Annotated in this window: 19 protein-coding genes; 1 reads left to right on the top strand and 18 read right to left on the bottom strand. The window is 74.2% G+C overall.

All coding sequences use genetic code 11. The features are described from left to right. Positions 1–7 precede the first annotated feature (7 nt). Entirely contained in the window at positions 8–883 is an 876-nt protein-coding gene (locus Q0795_RS14800) for a 1,4-dihydroxy-2-naphthoate polyprenyltransferase (RefSeq protein WP_298890897.1), read from the top strand. Positions 884–1,843: 960 nt separating this feature from the next. Here the strand turns inward: Q0795_RS14800 and Q0795_RS14805 are convergent. The 18 genes from Q0795_RS14805 to Q0795_RS14890 all read right to left on the bottom strand — a co-directional run bounded on the left by Q0795_RS14805 (position 1,844) and on the right by Q0795_RS14890 (position 17,461). After that, positions 1,844–2,092 carry a DUF4229 domain-containing protein gene (locus tag Q0795_RS14805; protein ID WP_058892071.1) on the bottom strand — a complete coding sequence of 83 codons (249 nt, stop codon included), beginning with the start codon at positions 2,090–2,092 and terminating at the stop codon, positions 1,844–1,846. Further along, a complete protein-coding gene (gene ccsB, locus Q0795_RS14810; RefSeq protein ID WP_298890901.1) occupies positions 2,089–3,087 on the bottom strand; it encodes a c-type cytochrome biogenesis protein CcsB in 999 nt (332 codons plus the stop codon). The genes Q0795_RS14805 and ccsB overlap by 4 nt, the downstream gene beginning before the upstream one ends. After that, a complete protein-coding gene (locus Q0795_RS14815; RefSeq protein ID WP_298890903.1) occupies positions 3,084–4,775 on the bottom strand; it encodes a cytochrome c biogenesis protein ResB in 1,692 nt (563 codons plus the stop codon). The genes ccsB and Q0795_RS14815 overlap by 4 nt, the downstream gene beginning before the upstream one ends. Then, positions 4,775–5,542 (bottom strand): cytochrome c biogenesis protein CcdA, encoded by a 768-nt coding sequence (locus tag Q0795_RS14820; RefSeq protein ID WP_298890905.1) that lies wholly within the window; start codon positions 5,540–5,542, stop codon positions 4,775–4,777. The genes Q0795_RS14815 and Q0795_RS14820 overlap by 1 nt, the downstream gene beginning before the upstream one ends. Then, entirely contained in the window at positions 5,539–6,228 is a 690-nt protein-coding gene (locus Q0795_RS14825) for a TlpA disulfide reductase family protein (protein ID WP_298890907.1), read from the bottom strand. The genes Q0795_RS14820 and Q0795_RS14825 overlap by 4 nt, the downstream gene beginning before the upstream one ends. Further along, positions 6,225–6,935 carry a histidine phosphatase family protein gene (locus Q0795_RS14830; RefSeq protein ID WP_298890909.1) on the bottom strand — a complete coding sequence of 237 codons (711 nt, stop codon included), beginning with the start codon at positions 6,933–6,935 and terminating at the stop codon, positions 6,225–6,227. Before Q0795_RS14830 ends, Q0795_RS14825 begins: the two co-directional genes overlap by 4 nt. Positions 6,936–6,980: 45 nt before the next feature. Further along, positions 6,981–8,303, bottom strand: coding sequence for a glutamate-1-semialdehyde 2,1-aminomutase (hemL, locus tag Q0795_RS14835; protein WP_298890911.1), 1,323 nt, complete (start codon positions 8,301–8,303; stop codon positions 6,981–6,983). 48 nt (positions 8,304–8,351) lie between these two features. Next, on the bottom strand, positions 8,352–8,825 hold the full coding sequence (locus Q0795_RS14840) for a MarR family transcriptional regulator (RefSeq protein ID WP_298890913.1): 474 nt from the start codon (positions 8,823–8,825) through the stop codon (positions 8,352–8,354). 6 nt (positions 8,826–8,831) lie between these two features. After that, on the bottom strand, positions 8,832–9,824 hold the full coding sequence (gene hemB, locus Q0795_RS14845; RefSeq protein WP_298890915.1) for a porphobilinogen synthase: 993 nt from the start codon (positions 9,822–9,824) through the stop codon (positions 8,832–8,834). Next, a complete protein-coding gene (locus Q0795_RS14850; protein ID WP_298890917.1) occupies positions 9,821–11,464 on the bottom strand; it encodes a uroporphyrinogen-III synthase in 1,644 nt (547 codons plus the stop codon). The genes hemB and Q0795_RS14850 overlap by 4 nt, the downstream gene beginning before the upstream one ends. Then, positions 11,461–12,468, bottom strand: coding sequence for a hydroxymethylbilane synthase (hemC, locus tag Q0795_RS14855; protein WP_298890919.1), 1,008 nt, complete (start codon positions 12,466–12,468; stop codon positions 11,461–11,463). Before hemC ends, Q0795_RS14850 begins: the two co-directional genes overlap by 4 nt. After that, a complete protein-coding gene (locus tag Q0795_RS14860) occupies positions 12,461–13,831 on the bottom strand; it encodes a glutamyl-tRNA reductase (RefSeq protein ID WP_298890920.1) in 1,371 nt (456 codons plus the stop codon). Before Q0795_RS14860 ends, hemC begins: the two co-directional genes overlap by 8 nt. Continuing rightward, positions 13,828–14,493, bottom strand: coding sequence for a redox-sensing transcriptional repressor Rex (locus tag Q0795_RS14865; protein ID WP_298890921.1), 666 nt, complete (start codon positions 14,491–14,493; stop codon positions 13,828–13,830). The genes Q0795_RS14860 and Q0795_RS14865 overlap by 4 nt, the downstream gene beginning before the upstream one ends. A 155-nt stretch (positions 14,494–14,648) precedes the next feature. Then, positions 14,649–14,930 carry a glutaredoxin family protein gene (locus Q0795_RS14870; RefSeq protein ID WP_298890923.1) on the bottom strand — a complete coding sequence of 94 codons (282 nt, stop codon included), beginning with the start codon at positions 14,928–14,930 and terminating at the stop codon, positions 14,649–14,651. Between the two features lie 80 nt (positions 14,931–15,010). Beyond that, positions 15,011–15,109, bottom strand: coding sequence for an AURKAIP1/COX24 domain-containing protein (locus tag Q0795_RS14875; protein WP_003792170.1), 99 nt, complete (start codon positions 15,107–15,109; stop codon positions 15,011–15,013). A 169-nt stretch (positions 15,110–15,278) separates the two neighbouring features. Next, complete coding sequence (locus Q0795_RS14880; protein WP_058892081.1) at positions 15,279–15,479, bottom strand: helix-turn-helix domain-containing protein; 201 nt, start codon at positions 15,477–15,479, stop codon at positions 15,279–15,281. A gap of 224 nt (positions 15,480–15,703) precedes the next feature. Continuing rightward, positions 15,704–16,891: an acetoin utilization protein AcuC gene (locus tag Q0795_RS14885; RefSeq protein ID WP_298890924.1), complete on the bottom strand. Its 1,188-nt coding sequence runs from the start codon at positions 16,889–16,891 to the stop codon at positions 15,704–15,706. Between the two features lie 30 nt (positions 16,892–16,921). Continuing rightward, the gene (locus Q0795_RS14890) at positions 16,922–17,461 is read right to left on the bottom strand and encodes an N-acetyltransferase (RefSeq protein WP_298749020.1); all 540 of its coding nucleotides are present in this window, start codon (positions 17,459–17,461) and stop codon (positions 16,922–16,924) included. Positions 17,462–17,522: the final 61 nt, after the last annotated feature.

Genomic DNA, 17,522 nt, shown 5'->3' on the forward strand with positions numbered 1-17,522 from the left:
CCCGCCGATGGCCACCCTCGCCCAGTGGATCGAGGGCGCGCGACCGCGCACCCTCCCCGCCGCGCTCGCCCCCGTGCTCGTCGGCACCGCCGCCGCAGATGCCCTCGGCGCCGCGGACCTCGGTCTCGCGGTGCTGGCGCTGTGCGTCGCGCTCGGCTTCCAGATCGGCGTCAACTACGCCAACGACTACTCAGACGGGATCCGCGGCACCGACGAGGACCGGGTCGGACCGGTCCGGCTGGTCGGGCAGCGGCTGGCCGACCCCGCCAACGTCCGGACCGCCGCGTTCGCCGCGTTCTTCGGCGCGGGCCTGTGCGGCCTGACGCTCGTGGCGCTGTCCGGGGCGTGGCTGCTCATCGTCCTCGGCGCGCTGGCCGTGTGGGCGGCCTGGCACTACACCGGGGGCGCCAAGCCCTACGGCTACCGCGGGCTCGGCGAGGTCATGGTCTTCGTCTTCTTCGGGCTCGTCGCCGTGCTCGGCACCACCTGGACCCAGGCGCAGGCCCTCGACCTCGCGGCCCTCGGCGGCGCGGTCGGCTGCGGCCTGCTGGCCAGCGCCATCCTCGTCACCAACAACCTGCGCGACCTCGAGGGCGACCGGGCCGCGGGCAAGCGCACCCTCGCCGTCCGCATCGGCTTCCGGCGCACCCGCCGGCTCTACGCCGGGCTCCTCGTCGGCGCCTTCGCCGCGGTCCTGGTCGCTGCGCTGGCCCACCCCCTGGCGCTGCTCGGCCTGCTCGCCGCCCCGCTGGCCTGGCGCCCCTACCGCCTCGTCACCGACCCCGACGCCTACGGCCCGGCGCTGCTGCCCGCGCTGGCGCAGACCGGCGTCCTGCAGCTGGGGTATGCCGTCGCCCTCTCGGTCGGCCTCGTCCTGTCCTGAGGCGCCCGCGGTCCGCGGCCGCAGCCCCGCCTGGAGGGCCCTGCGTGTGCGGTCATGGCCCCTGGAGGGCCACCACCGCGCACAGACCCAGCTTGGCCGGCGAGTGGCCAGCCTCGCATGGTGCCGTGCCACCCGTACAGCGACCTGCGTGTGCGGTCATGGCCCTCAGAGGGCCACCCCCGCGCACGGCCAGCCCACCGACCGCCTGACTAGCCTCGCCAAGCCCCTCCGTGTGCGGTCGTGGCCCCTGGAGGGCCACCACCGCACACAGCCAGCCACCCGACCGCTAAGGGTCCCCGGCGGGGCCTCTGGCCTTCGCGGGCCCCACGTGTGCGGTCGTGGCCCCCTGAGGGCCACCACCGCGCACAGCCCCAGCCTGGCCGGCGAGTGGCCAGTCTCGCATTGTGCCGTGCCACCCCTAGAGCGACCTGCGTGTGCGGTCATGGCCCCTGGAGGGCCACCACCGCGCACGGCCAGCCCACCGACCGCCTGACCAGCCTCCTCGCGCCTCCATGTGCAGTCGTGGCCCCTGGAGGGCCACCACCGCGCACAGCCAGCCACCCGACCGCCTGACCAGCCTCGCCAAGCCCCTTCGTGTGCGGTCATGGCCCTCAGAGGGCCACCACCGCGCACAGCCAACCCAGCGACCGCCTGACCAGCCTCGCCAAGCCCCTTCGTGTGCAGTCATGGCCGCTGGGGGGCCACCACCGCGCACGGCCAGCCCACCCGACCGCCTGACCAGCCTCGCCAAGCCCCTTCGTGTGCGGTCATGGCCGCTGGGGGGCCACCACCGCGCACAAGCCAGCCCACCCGACCGCTAGGGTCCCCGGCGGGGTCCTTCCTGTGCCGCAGGGCCTTCGCAAGCCCCTTCGTGTGCGGTCATGGCCCTCAGAGGGCCACCACCGCGCACGGCCAGCCCACCCGACCGCCTGACCAGCCTCGCTCTCCCTGCCCCCGGGCTCAGTCCTCCTCGTCGACCCGCTCGTCCTCGAGCTGGGCCCGACGGCGCTCCATGCGGTCCTCGACGCGCCGTTCGAGGCCGGCCGCGAGCCGCTCGCGGTCCGGCGCGAGGAGGAAGTAAGAGACGACCATGGAAGCCACCGCCGCCAGCACGGCCGCCCACAGCACGTTCAGGGTGAGCAGCCGCCCCAGGGCGAAGAAGCCGATGAAGACGAGCAGCCGCATGGCGGTGTAGCGGGCGACGATCAATTCGCGACCCCCGAGTAGGAGTGCAGCCCGGTCATGAGCAGGTTGACCACGGTGTAGTTGACGACGATGCAGGCGAACCCGGCGATGGCGACCCAGGTCGCCCGACGCGTGGTCCACCCGGACGTCGCGCGGGCGTGCAGGTAGGCGGCATACACCACCCAGATGACGAAGCTCCAGGTCTCCTTGGGGTCCCAGCCCCAGTAGCGGCCCCAGGCCTGCTCGGCCCACACGGCGCCCGACATCACCGCGAAGGTCCACAGCGGGAAGGCCACGATGTGCACGCCGTAGGTGATCCGCTCGAGCTTCACCGCCTCCGGCAGCGCGGCCAGCCAGCCCCGCACCTCCCCCTTGCGCTGGGCGCTGTCGCGGAGCAGGTAGGCCGTCGCGACCGCCGCGCCCAGCAGGAACAGCGCGATGGAGAGGGTGGCGACGGTGACGTGGATGACCAGCCAGATGTTGTCCAGGGCCGGCATGAGCTGGGAGGCCTCGGTGTACCACCACAGCTTGGCGGCCCCGAGGATGAGCAGCACCGGCACCACGACGAAGGCACCCAGCCACAGCCGGTCCCTGCGCAGGCTCCACGCGGAGTAGACCACCAGCGCGAAGGAGGCCGTGAACAGCGCGAACTCGTACATGTTGCCCAACGGGGCGCGGGTCACCGACAGCCCGCGCAGCACCGTCCCGGCCACGACGAGGAAGGTCGCCAGCCAGGTGAGCTGCAGGCCGACCACGCCCCAGCGGCGGGTGGGCGCGGGAGCGTCGGCTGCCGACGCGAGGACCGGGCCCGGCCCGGGACCGACGGAGGTCGGCGGCGCCGCGCCCCCGGCCCCGGCCGCCACCGGGACCTCCTCCCGCGCCGTGCGGTCGGCGCGACGGGTGCGCCTCGAACCGGTGACCGCGAGGTGCACCGAGAAGGCGACCATGGCCAGGGCCAGCACCACGATGGCGGCCCAGATCGCGAGGTCGCTGGCCTGGGCCAGGGAAGCGTTCGTCATACCTCATCCTTGTCTCGCGCGTCGTCCCGCGCCGCGTCCGCGGCGTCACCGGTCGCCCGGTCGGGTTCGAGGACCCGGCCGCCGCTCGCCCCGACGATCTGCTCGACGAGCTCGTCGACCAGGTTGTCCAGGCCGGGGTCGGTGCCCTTGGGCAGGGCGGCGACGCTCAGTCCAGTATGCCGCGAGCCCGGGTCGGCCGGATCGCCCGCACCCGGGTGGACGCGGACGAAGACCCGGCGCCTCCGGACACCGAGCATGAGCACCAGCCCGACGAGGGCCGTGCCCGCGAAGAGCAGGGCCGGCAGCCGGCCCGGGTCGTGCCGCACGAGCATGCCGCCCCAGCGGATGACCGTCTCCATCTCGATGGTGCCCCGGTCGCCCGGGACCTCCAGAACGTCGCCCGGGCGCAGCAGCATCCGGCTGGGCTGCCCGTCGTCCTGCATCACCTGGTCCAGGGACTCAGTGGGCAGCGAGAAGACCGACTGCGAGCGGCCCTCCGGGAAGAGCTCGCCCTCGTAGGCGGTGAGCACCAGGGCCGGGTCGACCAGACCCGGGAAGGACGAGGTCATCCCGGCCTCGCTGATGTCCAGGGTCGGCAGGAAACCGCCGGCGAAGCCCAGCCCCGGGTCGGCGCCGGGCACCTTGATGACGCCGTCCGAGCCGTAGGTGTTGTCCTGCGGCAGGAAGGTCACGGCGTCGGAGAAGAGGATCTCCCCGGCCTCGTCCCGGACGGTGACGACCGGGGCGTAGCCGTTGCCGAGGAGGAACATCGAGGTGCGGTCGACAGACAACGGGTCGTTGACCCCGAAGCCGACCTGACGCTCGGACCCGTCGGCCTCGATGGTGGCCACCCCCTGGAAGACGCGCGGCTGGCCGAACTGCGCGCCCTCGGCCTGCGCCTCGAACTGCACGTCGAGGTCGTCCAGTCGGACGGTGAAGGCGGGGATGTCGGACTCGTCGACGAGCGGGCCGAGGCTGAGGGTGTCGAAGGTGCCGGCCCCCGAGGTCCAGGACTCGCCCTCCTTGATGATGATCTCGCCGCGCCAGCCGAAGAGGTGGCCGACCGCGACGGCGACGATGATGCCGAGCAGGGCCAGGTGGAAGAGCAGGTTGCCGGTCTCCTTGGCGAAGCCCTTCTCGGCAGCCACGACGAGGGCGCCGTCCTCCTCCTCGCGCAGCCGGAAGCGCCGCGCGGCGAGCCGGGACCGGGCCGCCGCGACCACGTCGTCCGGCGCCGCGTCCAGCACGAGGTGGCGGTGCACCGGGAGCCGTCCGAGCCGCGCGGGGCTGCGGGGCGGCTGCGCCCGCACCGCCCGCAGGTGCTGGCGCATCCGCGGCAGCACGCACCCGACGAGGCTGACCATGAGCAGCAGGTAGATCGAGGCGAACCAGGGCGAGGAGTAGACCTCGAACATCCCGAGCCGGTCCAGCCAGCGGGCCAGGCCGGGGTCGTCCTCGAAGTACTGCCGCACCCGGACCGGGTCGACCCCGCGCTGGGGGAAGATCGACCCGGGCACGGCCGCGACCGCCAGCAGCAGCAGGAGGGCCAGCGCCGTGCGCATGCTGGTGAGCTGGCGCCAGGCCCAGCGCGCCCAGCCCACCGGGCCCAGCCGCGGGCCGCCGAGGGTGGTGCGGTCCTTGGGGTAGCTCGCCTCGATCCGCTGCCGGTCCTGCTGGTCGGTGGCCATCAGAGCACCGTCTCGAAGCCGCTGACCAGCTGTGCCTGCACCCACGCGGTCAGGCCCGCCCACACCCCGCTCAGCATGAGCAGCCCCAGCACGACGAGCAGGCCGCCGCCCACGCGCTGGATCACCAGGTAGTGGTCGCGCAGCCACCGGGAGGCCCGGCTCACCCAGCCGACCCCCGCCGCCACGAGGAGGAAGGGCAGGCCCAGACCCAGGCTGTATGCCGTGCCCAGCACCACCGCGCGGCCCACCTGGTCCTCCCCCGGGACGATCGAGGTGCCGAGGGTCTGGATCGCCGCGAGCGCCGGGCCGGTGCAGGCGGTGAAGCCCAGCCCGAAGGCCACGCCGAGCAGGGGCGCCCCGGCCAGGCCGGCCGCGGGTCGCCACCGCAGCTGCCAGGAGGCGCCGGGCTGCACGATCATCACGAGGCCGAGGACCAGCACGACCGCCCCGGCCACGCGCAGCAGCAGGCCCTGGTGCTGCACGAGCGCCAGCCCCAGCCCGGAGATCGCCACGCTCATCAGGAGGAAGACCGCGGTGAAGCCCAGGACGAAGAGCAGCGCGCCGAGCACCAGCCGGCCCCGCGCCGGCCCGGCGGCGCCGGCCGCCGACGCGTCCTCGCCCGGGCGACCGGGCGTCATACCCCCGAGGTAGCCGAGGAAGCCGGGCACGAGCGGGAGCACGCAGGGCGAGGCGAAGGAGACCACGCCCGCGAGCGCGGCCACACCCACGGCCAGCAGCAGCGGCCCGGTGAGGACGAGGTCGCTCACCCGGCCGCCCCCTCCCCGCCCGCCTCTACGGTGCCGTCGGCCAGGACGTCCTCGACCAGGCTGCGCAACGTGGTGGCGTCGACCTCGCCGCTGACCCGGGCCGCGAGCCGCCCCTCGCCGTCGACCACCAGGGTGGTCGGGGTGGCCACCGCCAGGCTCCCGAGCTGGGCACGGGTCCGACCGCCGTCGTCCTGCAGGGACGGGTAGGGGACGTCGTACCTCTTCTCGAAGGCCAGCGCGTTCGGGATGGTGTCGCGCGAGTTGAGGCCGATGAAGGTCACCGGCTCCCCCGCCTCGCGCAGCGCGGTCTCGACCTCGACGAGGTCCGGGACCTCCGCGACGCAGGGCCCGCACCAGGAGCCCCAGACGTTGACCACGACCACCTCGCCGGTGTGATCGGCGCTGCTCCAGGGCTCGTCCTCCAGGGTGGTGCCCTCGAGCACCACCTCCTGGTCGCGCTCGCCGACGGCGACCTGCTGGATGGTGCCGTCGCCGGCGACGTAGCCCTTCTGGTCGCCCTGCCGCATCTGCTCGTTGATGCTCGTGCCGTCCTCCCCGGAGCAGCCGGCGAGGGCAGCCACCGCGGCGAGGGCGGGGACCAGGAGGGCCCGCGTCCGCCGCGGACCGCGAGTCCGCCGCGGACCGCTGGCCAGTCGCGGACCGCGGCCCGCCGACGCGGCGCTCACCTCGTCACCTCGCCGGCCTCGCCGGTCACGTCCACCGCGGCGTCGAGCAGGTGACCGGCCGGCTCGGCATACATGACCCGGACGGGCAGCGGGCCGTGGAAGAGGATGGTGGTCACCGAGGCCAGGCTGCACCGGCGCCGCCGCGGGTGGTGCCACAGCCGCTCCCCCTGCACGGCGCGGCGCAGCGTCCAGATCGGCAGCTGGTGGCTGACCACGACGCCCTCGTGGCCCTTGACCTGATGGCGCAGGGCGTCCAGCCCGGCCCGCATCCGGGTGGCGATCTCGGCGTAGGGCTCGCCCCAGGAGGGGCGGAAGGGGTTGACGTAGAGCGGCCAGTGCCGGGGGTCGGCCAGCATGCGCCGGTCCACCCGCTCGCCCTCGAAGGCGTTGCCGCTCTCCACGAAGCGCTCGTCGACGTCGACCTCCACGCCGTGGACGCCCGCGATCGGCTCGGCCGTCTCCCGGGCCCGCTCGAGCGGGGAGCTCACGACCCGTCGGACGTCCCGGTCGGCCAGGTGCTCCGCGGTGGCGTGCGCCATCCGTCGACCGAGGTCGGAGAGGTGGTAGCCGGGCAGCCGACCGTAGAGGATGCGCTCGGGGTTGTGCACCTCGCCGTGCCGCACGACGTGCACGAGGGTGACGGGAGTGCCGTCGTGGAGGGTCCGTGGGGTGCCCTCGCTGGGGGGCAGACCGTCGGCTCCAGACATACGCACATTCTCCCACGGCTCGCTGGGCGGGCGCTGGGACGGCCCTCAGGCGATCTCGGCGGCGCTCTGCCCGATCGCCCGCACCGCGTGCTCGACCGCCTCGTCGTCGTGCGCGGCGGAGACGAACCACGACTCGAAACAGCTCGGCGGCAGGTGCACCCCCCGGCGCAGCATGGCGTGGAAGAAGCGGCCGAAGAGCGCGGTGTCCTGGTCCTTGGCCTGCTCGTAGCCGGTGACCTGGCCCTCCCGGAAGAACACGCTGAACATCGAGCCCGCCCACTGGATGCGGTGGGGTATGCCGTGGCGCGTGAAGGCGTCGGTGACGGCGCCGGCGAGCGCCTCGCTCACCTCGTCGAGACGCTGGTAGACCTCGTCCGTGCACCGCTGCAGGGTGGCGAGACCGGCGGCCGAGGCGACCGGGTTCCCCGACAGCGTCCCGGCCTGGTAGACGGGGCCGTCCGGGGCGAGCCGGGCCATGACGTCGGCCCGGCCCCCGAAGGCCGCCGCGGGGAAGCCGCCGCCCATGACCTTGCCGAAGGTGAACAGGTCGGGAGCCCCACCCTCGGGCACGCCCTCCAGCCCGAGCCAGCCCGAGGCCGAGCAGCGGAAGCCGGTCATGACCTCGTCGCTGACGAGCAGGGCGCCGTGCTCGCGGGTGAGCCGCCGCAGCGCGTCGGTGAAACCGGGCGCCGGCGGCACCACCCCCATGTTGCCCGCGGCGGCCTCGGTGATGACCGCGGCGATCTCCGACCCCCGTTCGGCGAAGGCGGCCTCGAGCGCGGGGACGTCGTTGTAGGGCAGGACCACCGTCTCGCCGGCCGCGCTGGCCGGGACACCCGGGCTGTCCGGCAGCCCGAAGGTCGCCACCCCGGACCCGGCCGAGGCGAGCAGCGCGTCGACGTGCCCGTGGTAGCAGCCGGCGAACTTCACCACGACCGACCGGTCGGTGAAACCCCGGGCCAGCCGGATGGCGCTCATGGTGGCCTCGGTGCCCGAGCTGACCAGACGCACCTGCTCGACCGGCTCCACCCGGGCCACGATCTCCTCGGCGAGGGCGACCTCCCGGGCGGTGGGCATACCGAAGGAGAAGCCCTGCGCGGCGGCCTCGGTCACCGCGGCGCGGACCTCCGGGTGCGCGTGGCCGAGGATCATCGGGCCCCACGAGCAGACGAGGTCGAGGTAGCGGCGCCCGTCGGCGTCCCACAGCCAGGGGCCCTGCGCCCGCTCCATGAACCTCGGCGTGCCACCGACCGAGCGGAAGGCACGCACCGGCGAGTTGACGCCGCCGGGGATGACGGACTGCGCGCGGGCGAGGAGGGCGTCGGAGGCCGGGGCGGTGTCCGGGTGAGTCACGGGTTCGGCGGTCATGTCGACCAGCCTACGAGTGGACCGCGGCGCGTCGGCCCGGCGGGCGCCTCAGACGGCGTCGAGCGCCTCGTCCTCGCCGTGCCGGATCGCCAGCACCACCCGCCGCATGAGGTCGCCATGGGCGATGAGCTCCTCGCGGGTGAGGTGGTCCAGCAGCGCCGAGCGCACGCTCTGCACGTGCACCGGCGCGAGCTTGCGCAGCTGCGCCTGCCCGGTCTCGGTGAGCACCAGCACGACGCCGCGGCGATCCTGGGGGGCGCGCACCCGCTCCACCCAGCCGCGCTTCTCGAGCCGGTTGGCGGTGTGGCTCACCCGGCTGCGCGACTGCACCACCAGGTGGGCCAGCTCGGCCATCCGCATCCGGCCCCCCGGCGCCTCCGAGACCATGCTCATCAGCTCGTACTCACCGAGGGAGACCCCCAGCTCGTCCAGCGCCTCCTCCATGAGGAGTCGCACGAGGTGCGAGCCGCGCAGGATCGAGCGCCAGGCCCGCTGCTCCTCGTCGTCCAGCCAGCGCACCATGCCCCGTCATCCTCCTAGGAGTCGCGCCGCCTCTGTCGCGTAGTAGGTCAGCACCACCTGAGCCCCTGCCCGGCGGATCGACGTCAGCGTCTCCACCACCATACGGTCCCTGTCCAGCAGTCCCTGGGACGCCGCCGCCTCGATCATGGCGTACTCGCCGCTCACCTGGTAGGCCGCGACCGGCACGTCCGCGGCCGCGGCCACGTCGGACAGCACGTCGAGGTAGGGCAGGGCCGGCTTGACCATGACCATGTCGGCCCCCTGCTCGAGGTCCAGGCGCAGCTCGCGCAGGCTCTCGTCCCGGTTGGCCGGGTCCTGCTGGTAGCTCGCGCGGTCGCCGGTCAGCGTGGAGGCGACGGCCTCGCGGAACGGGCCGTAGCAGGCGCTGGCGTACTTCGCGGTGTAGGCGAGCACCGCGACGTCCGTGCGGCCGGCGCCGTCGAGGGCCTCCCGGACCACCTGGACCTGACCGTCCATCATCCCGCTGGGGCCGACGACGTGCGCACCCGCGCGGGCCTGCGCGAGGGCCATCTCGGCATACACCTCGAGCGTGGCGTCGTTGTCGACCCCTCCGGCGTCGTCGAGGACGCCGCAGTGGCCGTGGTCGGTGAACTCGTCCAGGCACAGGTCGCTCATGAGCACCGTGGTGTCGCCCAGCTCCTCGCGCAGGGTGCGCAGCGCGGCGTTGAGCACCCCGTCCTCGCGCAGCCCGGCCCGACCCGTGGCGTCCTTGTCCTCAGGGCGCGGCACCCCGAAGACCATGAGGCCGCCCACCCCGGCGTCACGGGCCTCCCGCGCGGCACGCACGAGGCTGGTCGGCGTGTGCTGGACCACGCCCGGCATGGAGCGGATCGGCTGCGGCTCGCTGATGCCGTCCCGGACGAAGACCGGCAGCACCAGGTCGGCGGGGTGCAGACGGGTCTGCGCGACCAGCCGGCGCAGGGCCGGGGTCGCGCGCAGCCGCCGCGGGCGCTCGTGCGGTCGGGTGTATGCCGTCACCGGCGCGACCGCGCACGCCGCGGCGCCGGCTTGCGGCGGCTCGGGCGCACGAACTCCTCGCCCTGGGCGTGGGCCTGGGCCATCAGCTCCCGGGTGTGCTCCGCGAGCGCGTCGACCAGGCTGGTCGAGCTGGGCTCGGGGGCCACGACGTCGACCCGCAGGCCGTGCTCCTCGGCCGCCCTCGCGGTGGCCGGCCCGATGCACGCGACCACGGTGTGGGGATGCGGCTTGCCGGCGATCCCCACGAGATTGCGGACGGTCGAGGAAGAGGTGAAGCAGACGGCGTCGAAGGCTCCGCCCTTGATCGCCTCACGGACCGAGGCGGCGGGCGGCGCGGCGCGGACGGTGCGGTAGGCGGTCACGTCGTCGACCTCCCAGCCCATGGCCTCCAGCCCCGCCACGAGGGTGTCGGTCGCGATGTCCGCGCGCGGCAGGAAGACCCGGTTGATCGGGTCAAGCACGTCGTCGAAGGGGGGCCAGGACTCCAGCAGGCCCTGGGCCGACTGCTCGCCGTCCGGGACGAGGTCGGGCTCCAGGCCCCACTCGCGCAGCGCCTGGGCGGTGACCCCGCCCACGGCCGCGAGCTTGAGGCCGGCGAAGGCCCGCGCGTCGAGCCCGAGCGCCTCGAACTTCTCACGGACCGCCCGCACGGCGTTGACGGAGGTGAAGCCGATCCACTCGTAGCGGCCGGTCACCAGGCCCTTGACCGCGCGGTCCATCTGCTGCGGGGTCCGTGGCGGCTCCACGCTGATGGTGGGGACGACCGAGGCGCTGGCCCCGTAGCCGGCGATCCGGTCGGCCATCGGCCCGGACTGCTCCTTGGTCCGCGGCACGAGGATGGACCAGCCGAACAGCGGCTTGGACTCCCACCAGGACAGCTCGGCCTGGAGCTCCACCGGGTGGCCGACGACGGCGACCGTGTCCTCGCCCAGCTCTGCGGCCTCCTCCAGCGCCTCCTGCAGGGTCGTCACCCGGGTCTGCTGGGTGGTGGTGGTGCCGTGCTCGGTGAGGGCGGTGGGGCTGTCCCCGGGACGACCCGCCTGCAGCAGCTGCTGCAGGGCGCGCTGCAGGCGCCCCTGGGCGCCGCGCACGACGACCGTCACCTCCTCGGCGACCGAGTGCGACCAGTCGACCCCGGTGTCGGCCGCGTCGACGACGTGGACCTGACCGCGCTGGCCGTCGGGCAGCACGCCGGCGTAGGCCGGCACCGCCCAGGCGGCGCTCACCCCCGGGACGATCTCGAAGGCGACCCCGGCGTCGTGGCACGCGCGGGCCTCCTCCACCAGCGACCCGCCGGAGACGTCGTCGGCGAGCAGCCGGACCACCAGGTGGGTGGCGTCGTCGAAGCCGCGGGCGGTCCGCACGAGCAGCTTGGACCGGGCGGCGGGGGTCAGGGCCGGGCCCTCCTCACCACGGACGGTGCGGACGATCTCGGTGTGCTCCCCCACCCAGGAGCGCACGTCCTGCTCCTGGTGGGCCGCGTCGACGACGACGACGTCGGCGACCGCGAGGTAGTCCCGCGCCCGCACGGTGAGCAGCCCCGGGTCACCGGGACCGGCACCGACGAAGGCGACGCGGGCGGCGGCGCTCGTGGGCAGCGGGGCGTGGGTCAGGTGGACGGGGGCGGCGTCGGTGCTCACAGGTCGGACTCCGGGGTGTGTGACCCGGCAGCGACGAGGCCGGTCGGGTCGGGACGGTTCAGCAGGAGCGCGGCCATGGCACGGCCCAGCTCCTCCGGCGCGTCGACCGCGCCGGATGTCACGCGTCGCTGGGCCCCGGTGTCCAGGGCGGCGAAGGCGTGCAGGATGAGGGTGGCGGACGGCGGACCGTCGGCGGGGTGGTGCTCGCCCGACGGGCCCGGCTCGGCCAGGGCGCCCACGGGGGCGGTGCACCCCGCCTCGAGCGCGGCGAGCGCAGCGCGCTCGGCGCTGACCTGGGCCCGGGTGGCCGGGTGGTCGAGGATCTCGGCCAGCTCGGCCGCGAGCCCGGTGTCGTCGGCCCGGCACTCGACGGCCAGGGCCCCCTGGCCGGCGGCCGGCACCATGTCCTCGGTGTCGAGCACCTCGGTGGCCTCGTCGAGCCGGCCCAGCCGGGCCAGTCCGGCCCGGGCCAGGACGACGGCGTCCAGCACCTGGTCACGGACCATCCGGATGCGGGAGTCGACGTTGCCGCGGATGTCGCGGATCTCCAGGTCAGGGCGCAGCAGCCCCAGCTGGGCGGCTCGTCGCGGTGACCCGGTGCCGACCACCGCGCCGGCGGGCAGGTCCCTGAGGGCGAGACCGTCGCGGGCGACCAGGACGTCGTGCGGGTCCTCCCGCTCGGGGACCGCCGCGACCACCAGGCCGTCGGCCGCTGCGGTGGGCAGGTCCTTGAGGGAGTGGACGGCCAGGTCGATGCGCCCGTCGAGCAGCGCTCCGCGCAGGGCGGAGGCGAAGACACCCGTGCCGCCGATCTCGGTGAGGCTGCGGCGCGAGGTGTCGCCCTCGGTCGTGACGAGCACCAGCTCGATCTCGCGCCCGGCCGCCCGCAGCCGGTCCGCGACCCAGCCGGACTGGCTGGTGGCGAGCGCGCTGCGGCGGGTCCCGAGCCGCAGCGGAGGAGTGGCGGAGGCCGGAGTGGTGGTTCCCGTGCCCGGGTCAGTCATCGCCGCCCCCGTCCACCGAGGGGTCCGCGGCTCTCTCGACCACGCCGAGCGGCGGCGTCGACACGCTCGCGACCTCGCGGCTGTCGAGGTCGAAGAGCTCACGCAGGGCGTGTGCGTAGTCGGCGGGGACCTCGTCGTAGCCGGCCTGCAGCTGCTTGACCCGGGTGGTCGGCGTGTGCAGGAGCTTGTCGACGACCCGCTGGACGGTCTGCCTGACCTCCGCACGCTCGTCGTCCGGCAGGTGGGGCAGCCGGTGGTCCAGCCGGCTCATCTCCGCGTCGACGACCCGGGCGGCGCTGGTGCGCAGGGCGGCCAGCGTGGGCCCCAGCCGCGCCGCGTGGCGCTCCGCGAGGTAGCCGGCGACCTCGCTGGTCACCAGGCCGCGGACGGCCTCGACGGCACCGGGCTCCCCCGTGCCGGGGTCGGTGCGCTCCTGCGCGGGGCGCTGGAGGTCGGCCAGACCCCACAGGTGGACGCCGCGCAGGCGGGCCACCGCCGGGTCGACGTCACGCGGGAGGGCGAGATCGAGCAGGACGGTCGGCGCACCGGTCCGGCCGGCGTGGCTCCGGGCCCGGGCGACGTGGGGCTCGTCGAGGACGTGACCCACGGCGCCGGTGCAGGTGAGCACCAGGTCGGCGGACCCGACCGCGGCACCGAGGCCGGCCCAGGGCAGGGCGCGCACGCCGTGCTGCTCCGCCAGCCGCTCGGCGCGGGCCGGGGTGCGGTTGACCACGACGACGTCGCCGACGCCCTCCCGCACGAGGGTGGCGACGGCCAGTCCGGACATCGCGCCGGCGCCGATGACCACGGCGCGCGCGGCACCCAGGTCGCCGAGCACCGTCCGGGCGTGGTCGAGACCGAGGGTGACCAGGGACCGGGAGACCCCGTCGATCCCGGTCTCGGCGTGCGCCCGCTTGCCGACCCGCAGGGCCTGCTGGACGAGGGGGTTGAGCGAGGCCCCCAGGTGCCCGTGCCGCTGGGCCTGCGCGAGCGCCTGGCGGAGCTGGCCGAGCACCTGGCTCTCACCGACGGCCATGGAGTCCAGCCCGCAGGCCAGCTCGAAGAGGTGGGCGACCGCGCGGTCGTCGTAATGGACGAAGAGGTGCTCGGTCAGCTGGTCCCGGGTGAGGCCCCCGACCTCGGTCAGGGCCGCACCGATCTCCTCGAGCGCCCCGTGGAAGGTGCCGGCCTCGACGACGACCTCCAACCGGTTGCAGGTCGAGAGGACCAGCGCCTCGTGGACGTGGTCGCCGGCGCGGAGCCGAGCCGCGAGCCGGTGCGACGCCTCGTCGTCCAGGACGACCTGCTCGAGCAGCGAGATGGGGGCCGAACGGTGGGACAGCCCCACCACGAGCGCACTCACGAGACCTCCTCCACGCCCGACCCGGAGACCGCCACCGCACGCTGGTGCTGGTGGAAGGTCAGGATCTGCAGCTCGGTGGCGAGGTCCACGCGGCGGACGTCCACGTCCGAGGGGACCTCGAGGACCCCCGGGGCGAAGGTGAGCAGGGAGTGCACCCCCAGCCCGACCAGGACGTCGGCGACCTCCTGGGCGGCGTGCGGCGGGGTCGTGATGACGCCCACCCCCACCGGACCGTCGCGGTGCAGGTCCCCCAGCGCCTGCACCGTCATGCCCTCGACGCGGCTCCCGACGACAGCGGGGTCGTTGTCGGCCAGGGCGACGACGTGGAACCCCCGGGTCGCCAGACCCTCGTAGCTCGCCAGCGCACGCCCGAGGTTGCCCATCCCCACGATGACCACCGGCCAGTCCCTGCTCAGCCCGAGCTCGGCCGAGATCTGCTCGGCGAGCCGGGCGACGTCATACCCCACACCCCGCACGCCGTAGGTCCCCAGGCGGGAGAGGTCCTTGCGCACCTGCGCCGACCGCACCCCCGCAAGGCCGGCCAGCTCCTCGCTGGAGATCGAGGCCCGCCCCTGCTCGGCCAGGGTGGACAGCGCCTGCAGGTAGCCCGGGAGTCTGCCGACGGTGGCCTCTGGCACACCTCGCCGGTTCGACTCAGCCATCACGGCGGCACCGGCTCCTCTCTGGATGGGCAGCGCCGACCCGGTGGGGGCTTATATCAGACCCTCGTGCACCGATCGGCGCGGACCCCATCAACTCTAGGCTCGGACCCCGTCTTCCTCCAAAACGGCGCCGGGCCCCGGGCTCCCGCGGAGCGCTACCGACGCCGCCCGGAGGACAGGGCGGCCCGCAGGTCGGCCGGGTCGATCTCCCAGCGGGCGACGGGCTCCCCGTCGACGAGCAGCACGGGGACCTGGGTGGTCCAGCCGTCGTGCTCGCGCTCGCCCATGACCCCGGCCCGACGTTCCGCGTCGATGTCCCGGACGACCACCTCGGGCACCTGCTGCGAGACCACCTGGAGCATCTGCTCGCACAGGTGGCACCCCGGGCGCGACAGCATCTCGACGTGCGGCGTCCGGGCTCGGCGTGGCAGGCGCATGGGCCCTCCCTCCGGAGACGACGAGGCGCCCCGGTGGACGGGGCGCCTCGGTCGGGTCGTCGGCGGTGTCGCCGGACGTCCTACTTCTTGTTGCGACGCTGGTGACGCGTCTTGCGCAGCAGCTTGCGGTGCTTCTTCTTGGCCATCCGCTTGCGGCGCTTCTTGATCACAGAGCCCATGGGGCCATCCTTCTCGTCGTCGGTCCGGGTGGTGCAGCCAGCGGCCCGGTCCCTGAGGACCTCGGGCGGCGCTGCACAGCCACGTCAGCGTAGCGCGAGGGGCGCCGGGCCCCCAAAAGTCGGGGCCGCCCGACCGGCGGGACCCCGGTGGCGACCGGCGCGGACGGGGTCACGCGGTGCCGTGGTAGGACTCCTCCAGGTAGGCGTGCACCGCCTTCTCGGGCACCCGGAAGGACCGACCGACGCGCACCGCGGGCAACTCACCCGAGTGCACCAGCCGGTACACGGTCATCTTCGACACACGCATGACGGCAGCCACCTCGGCCACGGTCATGAACGTCATCTCAGCGAGCTGGCGCTCATCTGCCATAGGACGCATCCCGTCTCTCAAATATGGGCAGGCAGCGCGCGCGGCTTCCCCTCCGGCATGCTGCCTGCCTCCGTTGTCGGGCTAACACTAGGGGCAGGAGTGCAGGTTGCGAAAGTCGTGACGACAAATTTGTCCAGCGCGACACGCCGAGCGTGACCAAAGATGCAGGTGGGCGCCATGTGCCTCGATGGGGCTGGAGTGCGGACACGCCGCGCGACCGGCCCTCAGTCGAGGTAGGGGTCCAGTCCCCAGCCCGGGAAGCAGGCCCGCCGGGTCGCCATGACGGCCAGGTCGACCGGGTCGTCGAGGTCGTGACCGCCCTCCCACCGACCCACCCTGATCTCACGGCCACCCCGGTCCCCCATGGTCCGCGGGGCGTCCTGGCCGTAGACCTCCTCGACGTGGCGCCGCCAGGTCTCGGGGACGGGGGTGGTGGGGTCGACCGGCCGGCCCGTCACCACTCCGATGAGGTGGCTCCAGGCGCGGGGGACCACCTCCACCAGCTCGTACCCGCCGCCGCCGAGGGCGACCCAGCGGCCCTCCGTCAGGTCGTCGGCCAGGTCCCGCACCCAGCCGTAGGCGACCGCCAGCGCCTCCATCGACACGGCGAGGTGGGCCAGCGGGTCGGCGTAGTGGCAGTCACACCCGTGCTGGCTCACGACGATCTGCGGGTCGAAGGCGCGGGCGAGGGTGGGGACCACGGCCTGGTAGGCCCGCAGCCACCCCTCGTCCCCGGTGCCCGGGGGGAGGGCGATGTTGACCGCCGTGTCCGGGGCCCGGGGGCCGCCGGTGTCGCCCGGGAAGCCGGTGCCGGGGAACAACGCCCGGCCCGTCTCGTGGATCGACACCGTCATGACCCTCGGGTCGTTCCAGAAGCAACGCTCGACGCCGTCGCCGTGGTGGACGTCGAGGTCGAGGTAGAGGACGCGTTCGGCGCCGGAGTCCAGCAGGTGCTGGATCCCGACGGCGATGTCGTTGTAGACGCAGAACCCGGAGGCGGCCTGGGGCATGGCGTGGTGCAGCCCACCGGCGATGTTGCACGCCCGCACGGTCTCGCCCGACCACACCGCCCGGCAGGCCTCCAGCGTCGCCCCCACCGCCAGCGTGGAGGCGTCGTGCATGCCGTCGAAGGCGGGGGTGTCCTCGGTGCCCACCCCCTGCCGCCCCCGGGCGGCGGACGGGTCGGCGGACGCCTCGCGCACCACCTCGACGAGATCGCGGGTGTGCACCGTGAGCAGCTCGTCGTCCGTGGCGTGCCGGGCCGGCACGAGCCGCACGTCCTCGTGGCCCAGCAGCCCGAGGTCCAGCGCCAGGCGGTGGGTGAGGAGGAGGCGGCTGGGGTGCATCGGGTGCCCCAGGCCGAAGTCGTAGGCGGCGTAGCGCTCGTCCCACATCACCCACGACGACGTCATGGGCACACGCTAGACCACGCGGACCGCGGGTCAGAGCGAGGTGGGCACCCCGGCGGCGTCACCGAGCGGGTAGACCATCATCATCTCCTCGGACTCGGCGTCCTCCTCGTCCACCCCGCGGATGCGCATGGGGCGCCGGTCGTCCGTCGGCCGGAAGCCGAAGCTCGACGCGAAGGCGACGGCGCGCCCGTTGTCGGTCCCCACCCAGTAGACGAGCTGGCGCAGACCGATCTCGCGCCCCACCTTGGCGGCCTTCTCGAGCAGGCGTCGGGCCACGCCGCTACCCCGGCGGGCCGGTGCCACCCACAGACCGAACAGCTCCCCGGCCCCCGGGATGTTGGTCCGGTGCCCGGTGCCGACGCTGACGACGCCGACGACCTCGTCACCGTCGTGGGCCAGGACCCGGCGCGAGCGCTCCATGCGCTCCTGCCAGCGGGAGTCGGGGAAGGCCTCCTCCTCCTCCGCCGAGGCGACGAAGGCCTCCGGGGACTCACGCAGGGCACGCAGCCTGACGTCCTTGTACGACGCCCACTCATCAGGGCCCAGCACGCGTACGTGAATCTCGCTCATAGCTGCCTACTCTTTCACACGCGCCGCCCGGGCCCCGCCGTCACGGGTGAACACTCGGTGA

The organism is uncultured Serinicoccus sp. (assembly GCF_947487915.1).
Lineage (GTDB): Bacteria > Actinomycetota > Actinomycetes > Actinomycetales > Dermatophilaceae > Ornithinicoccus.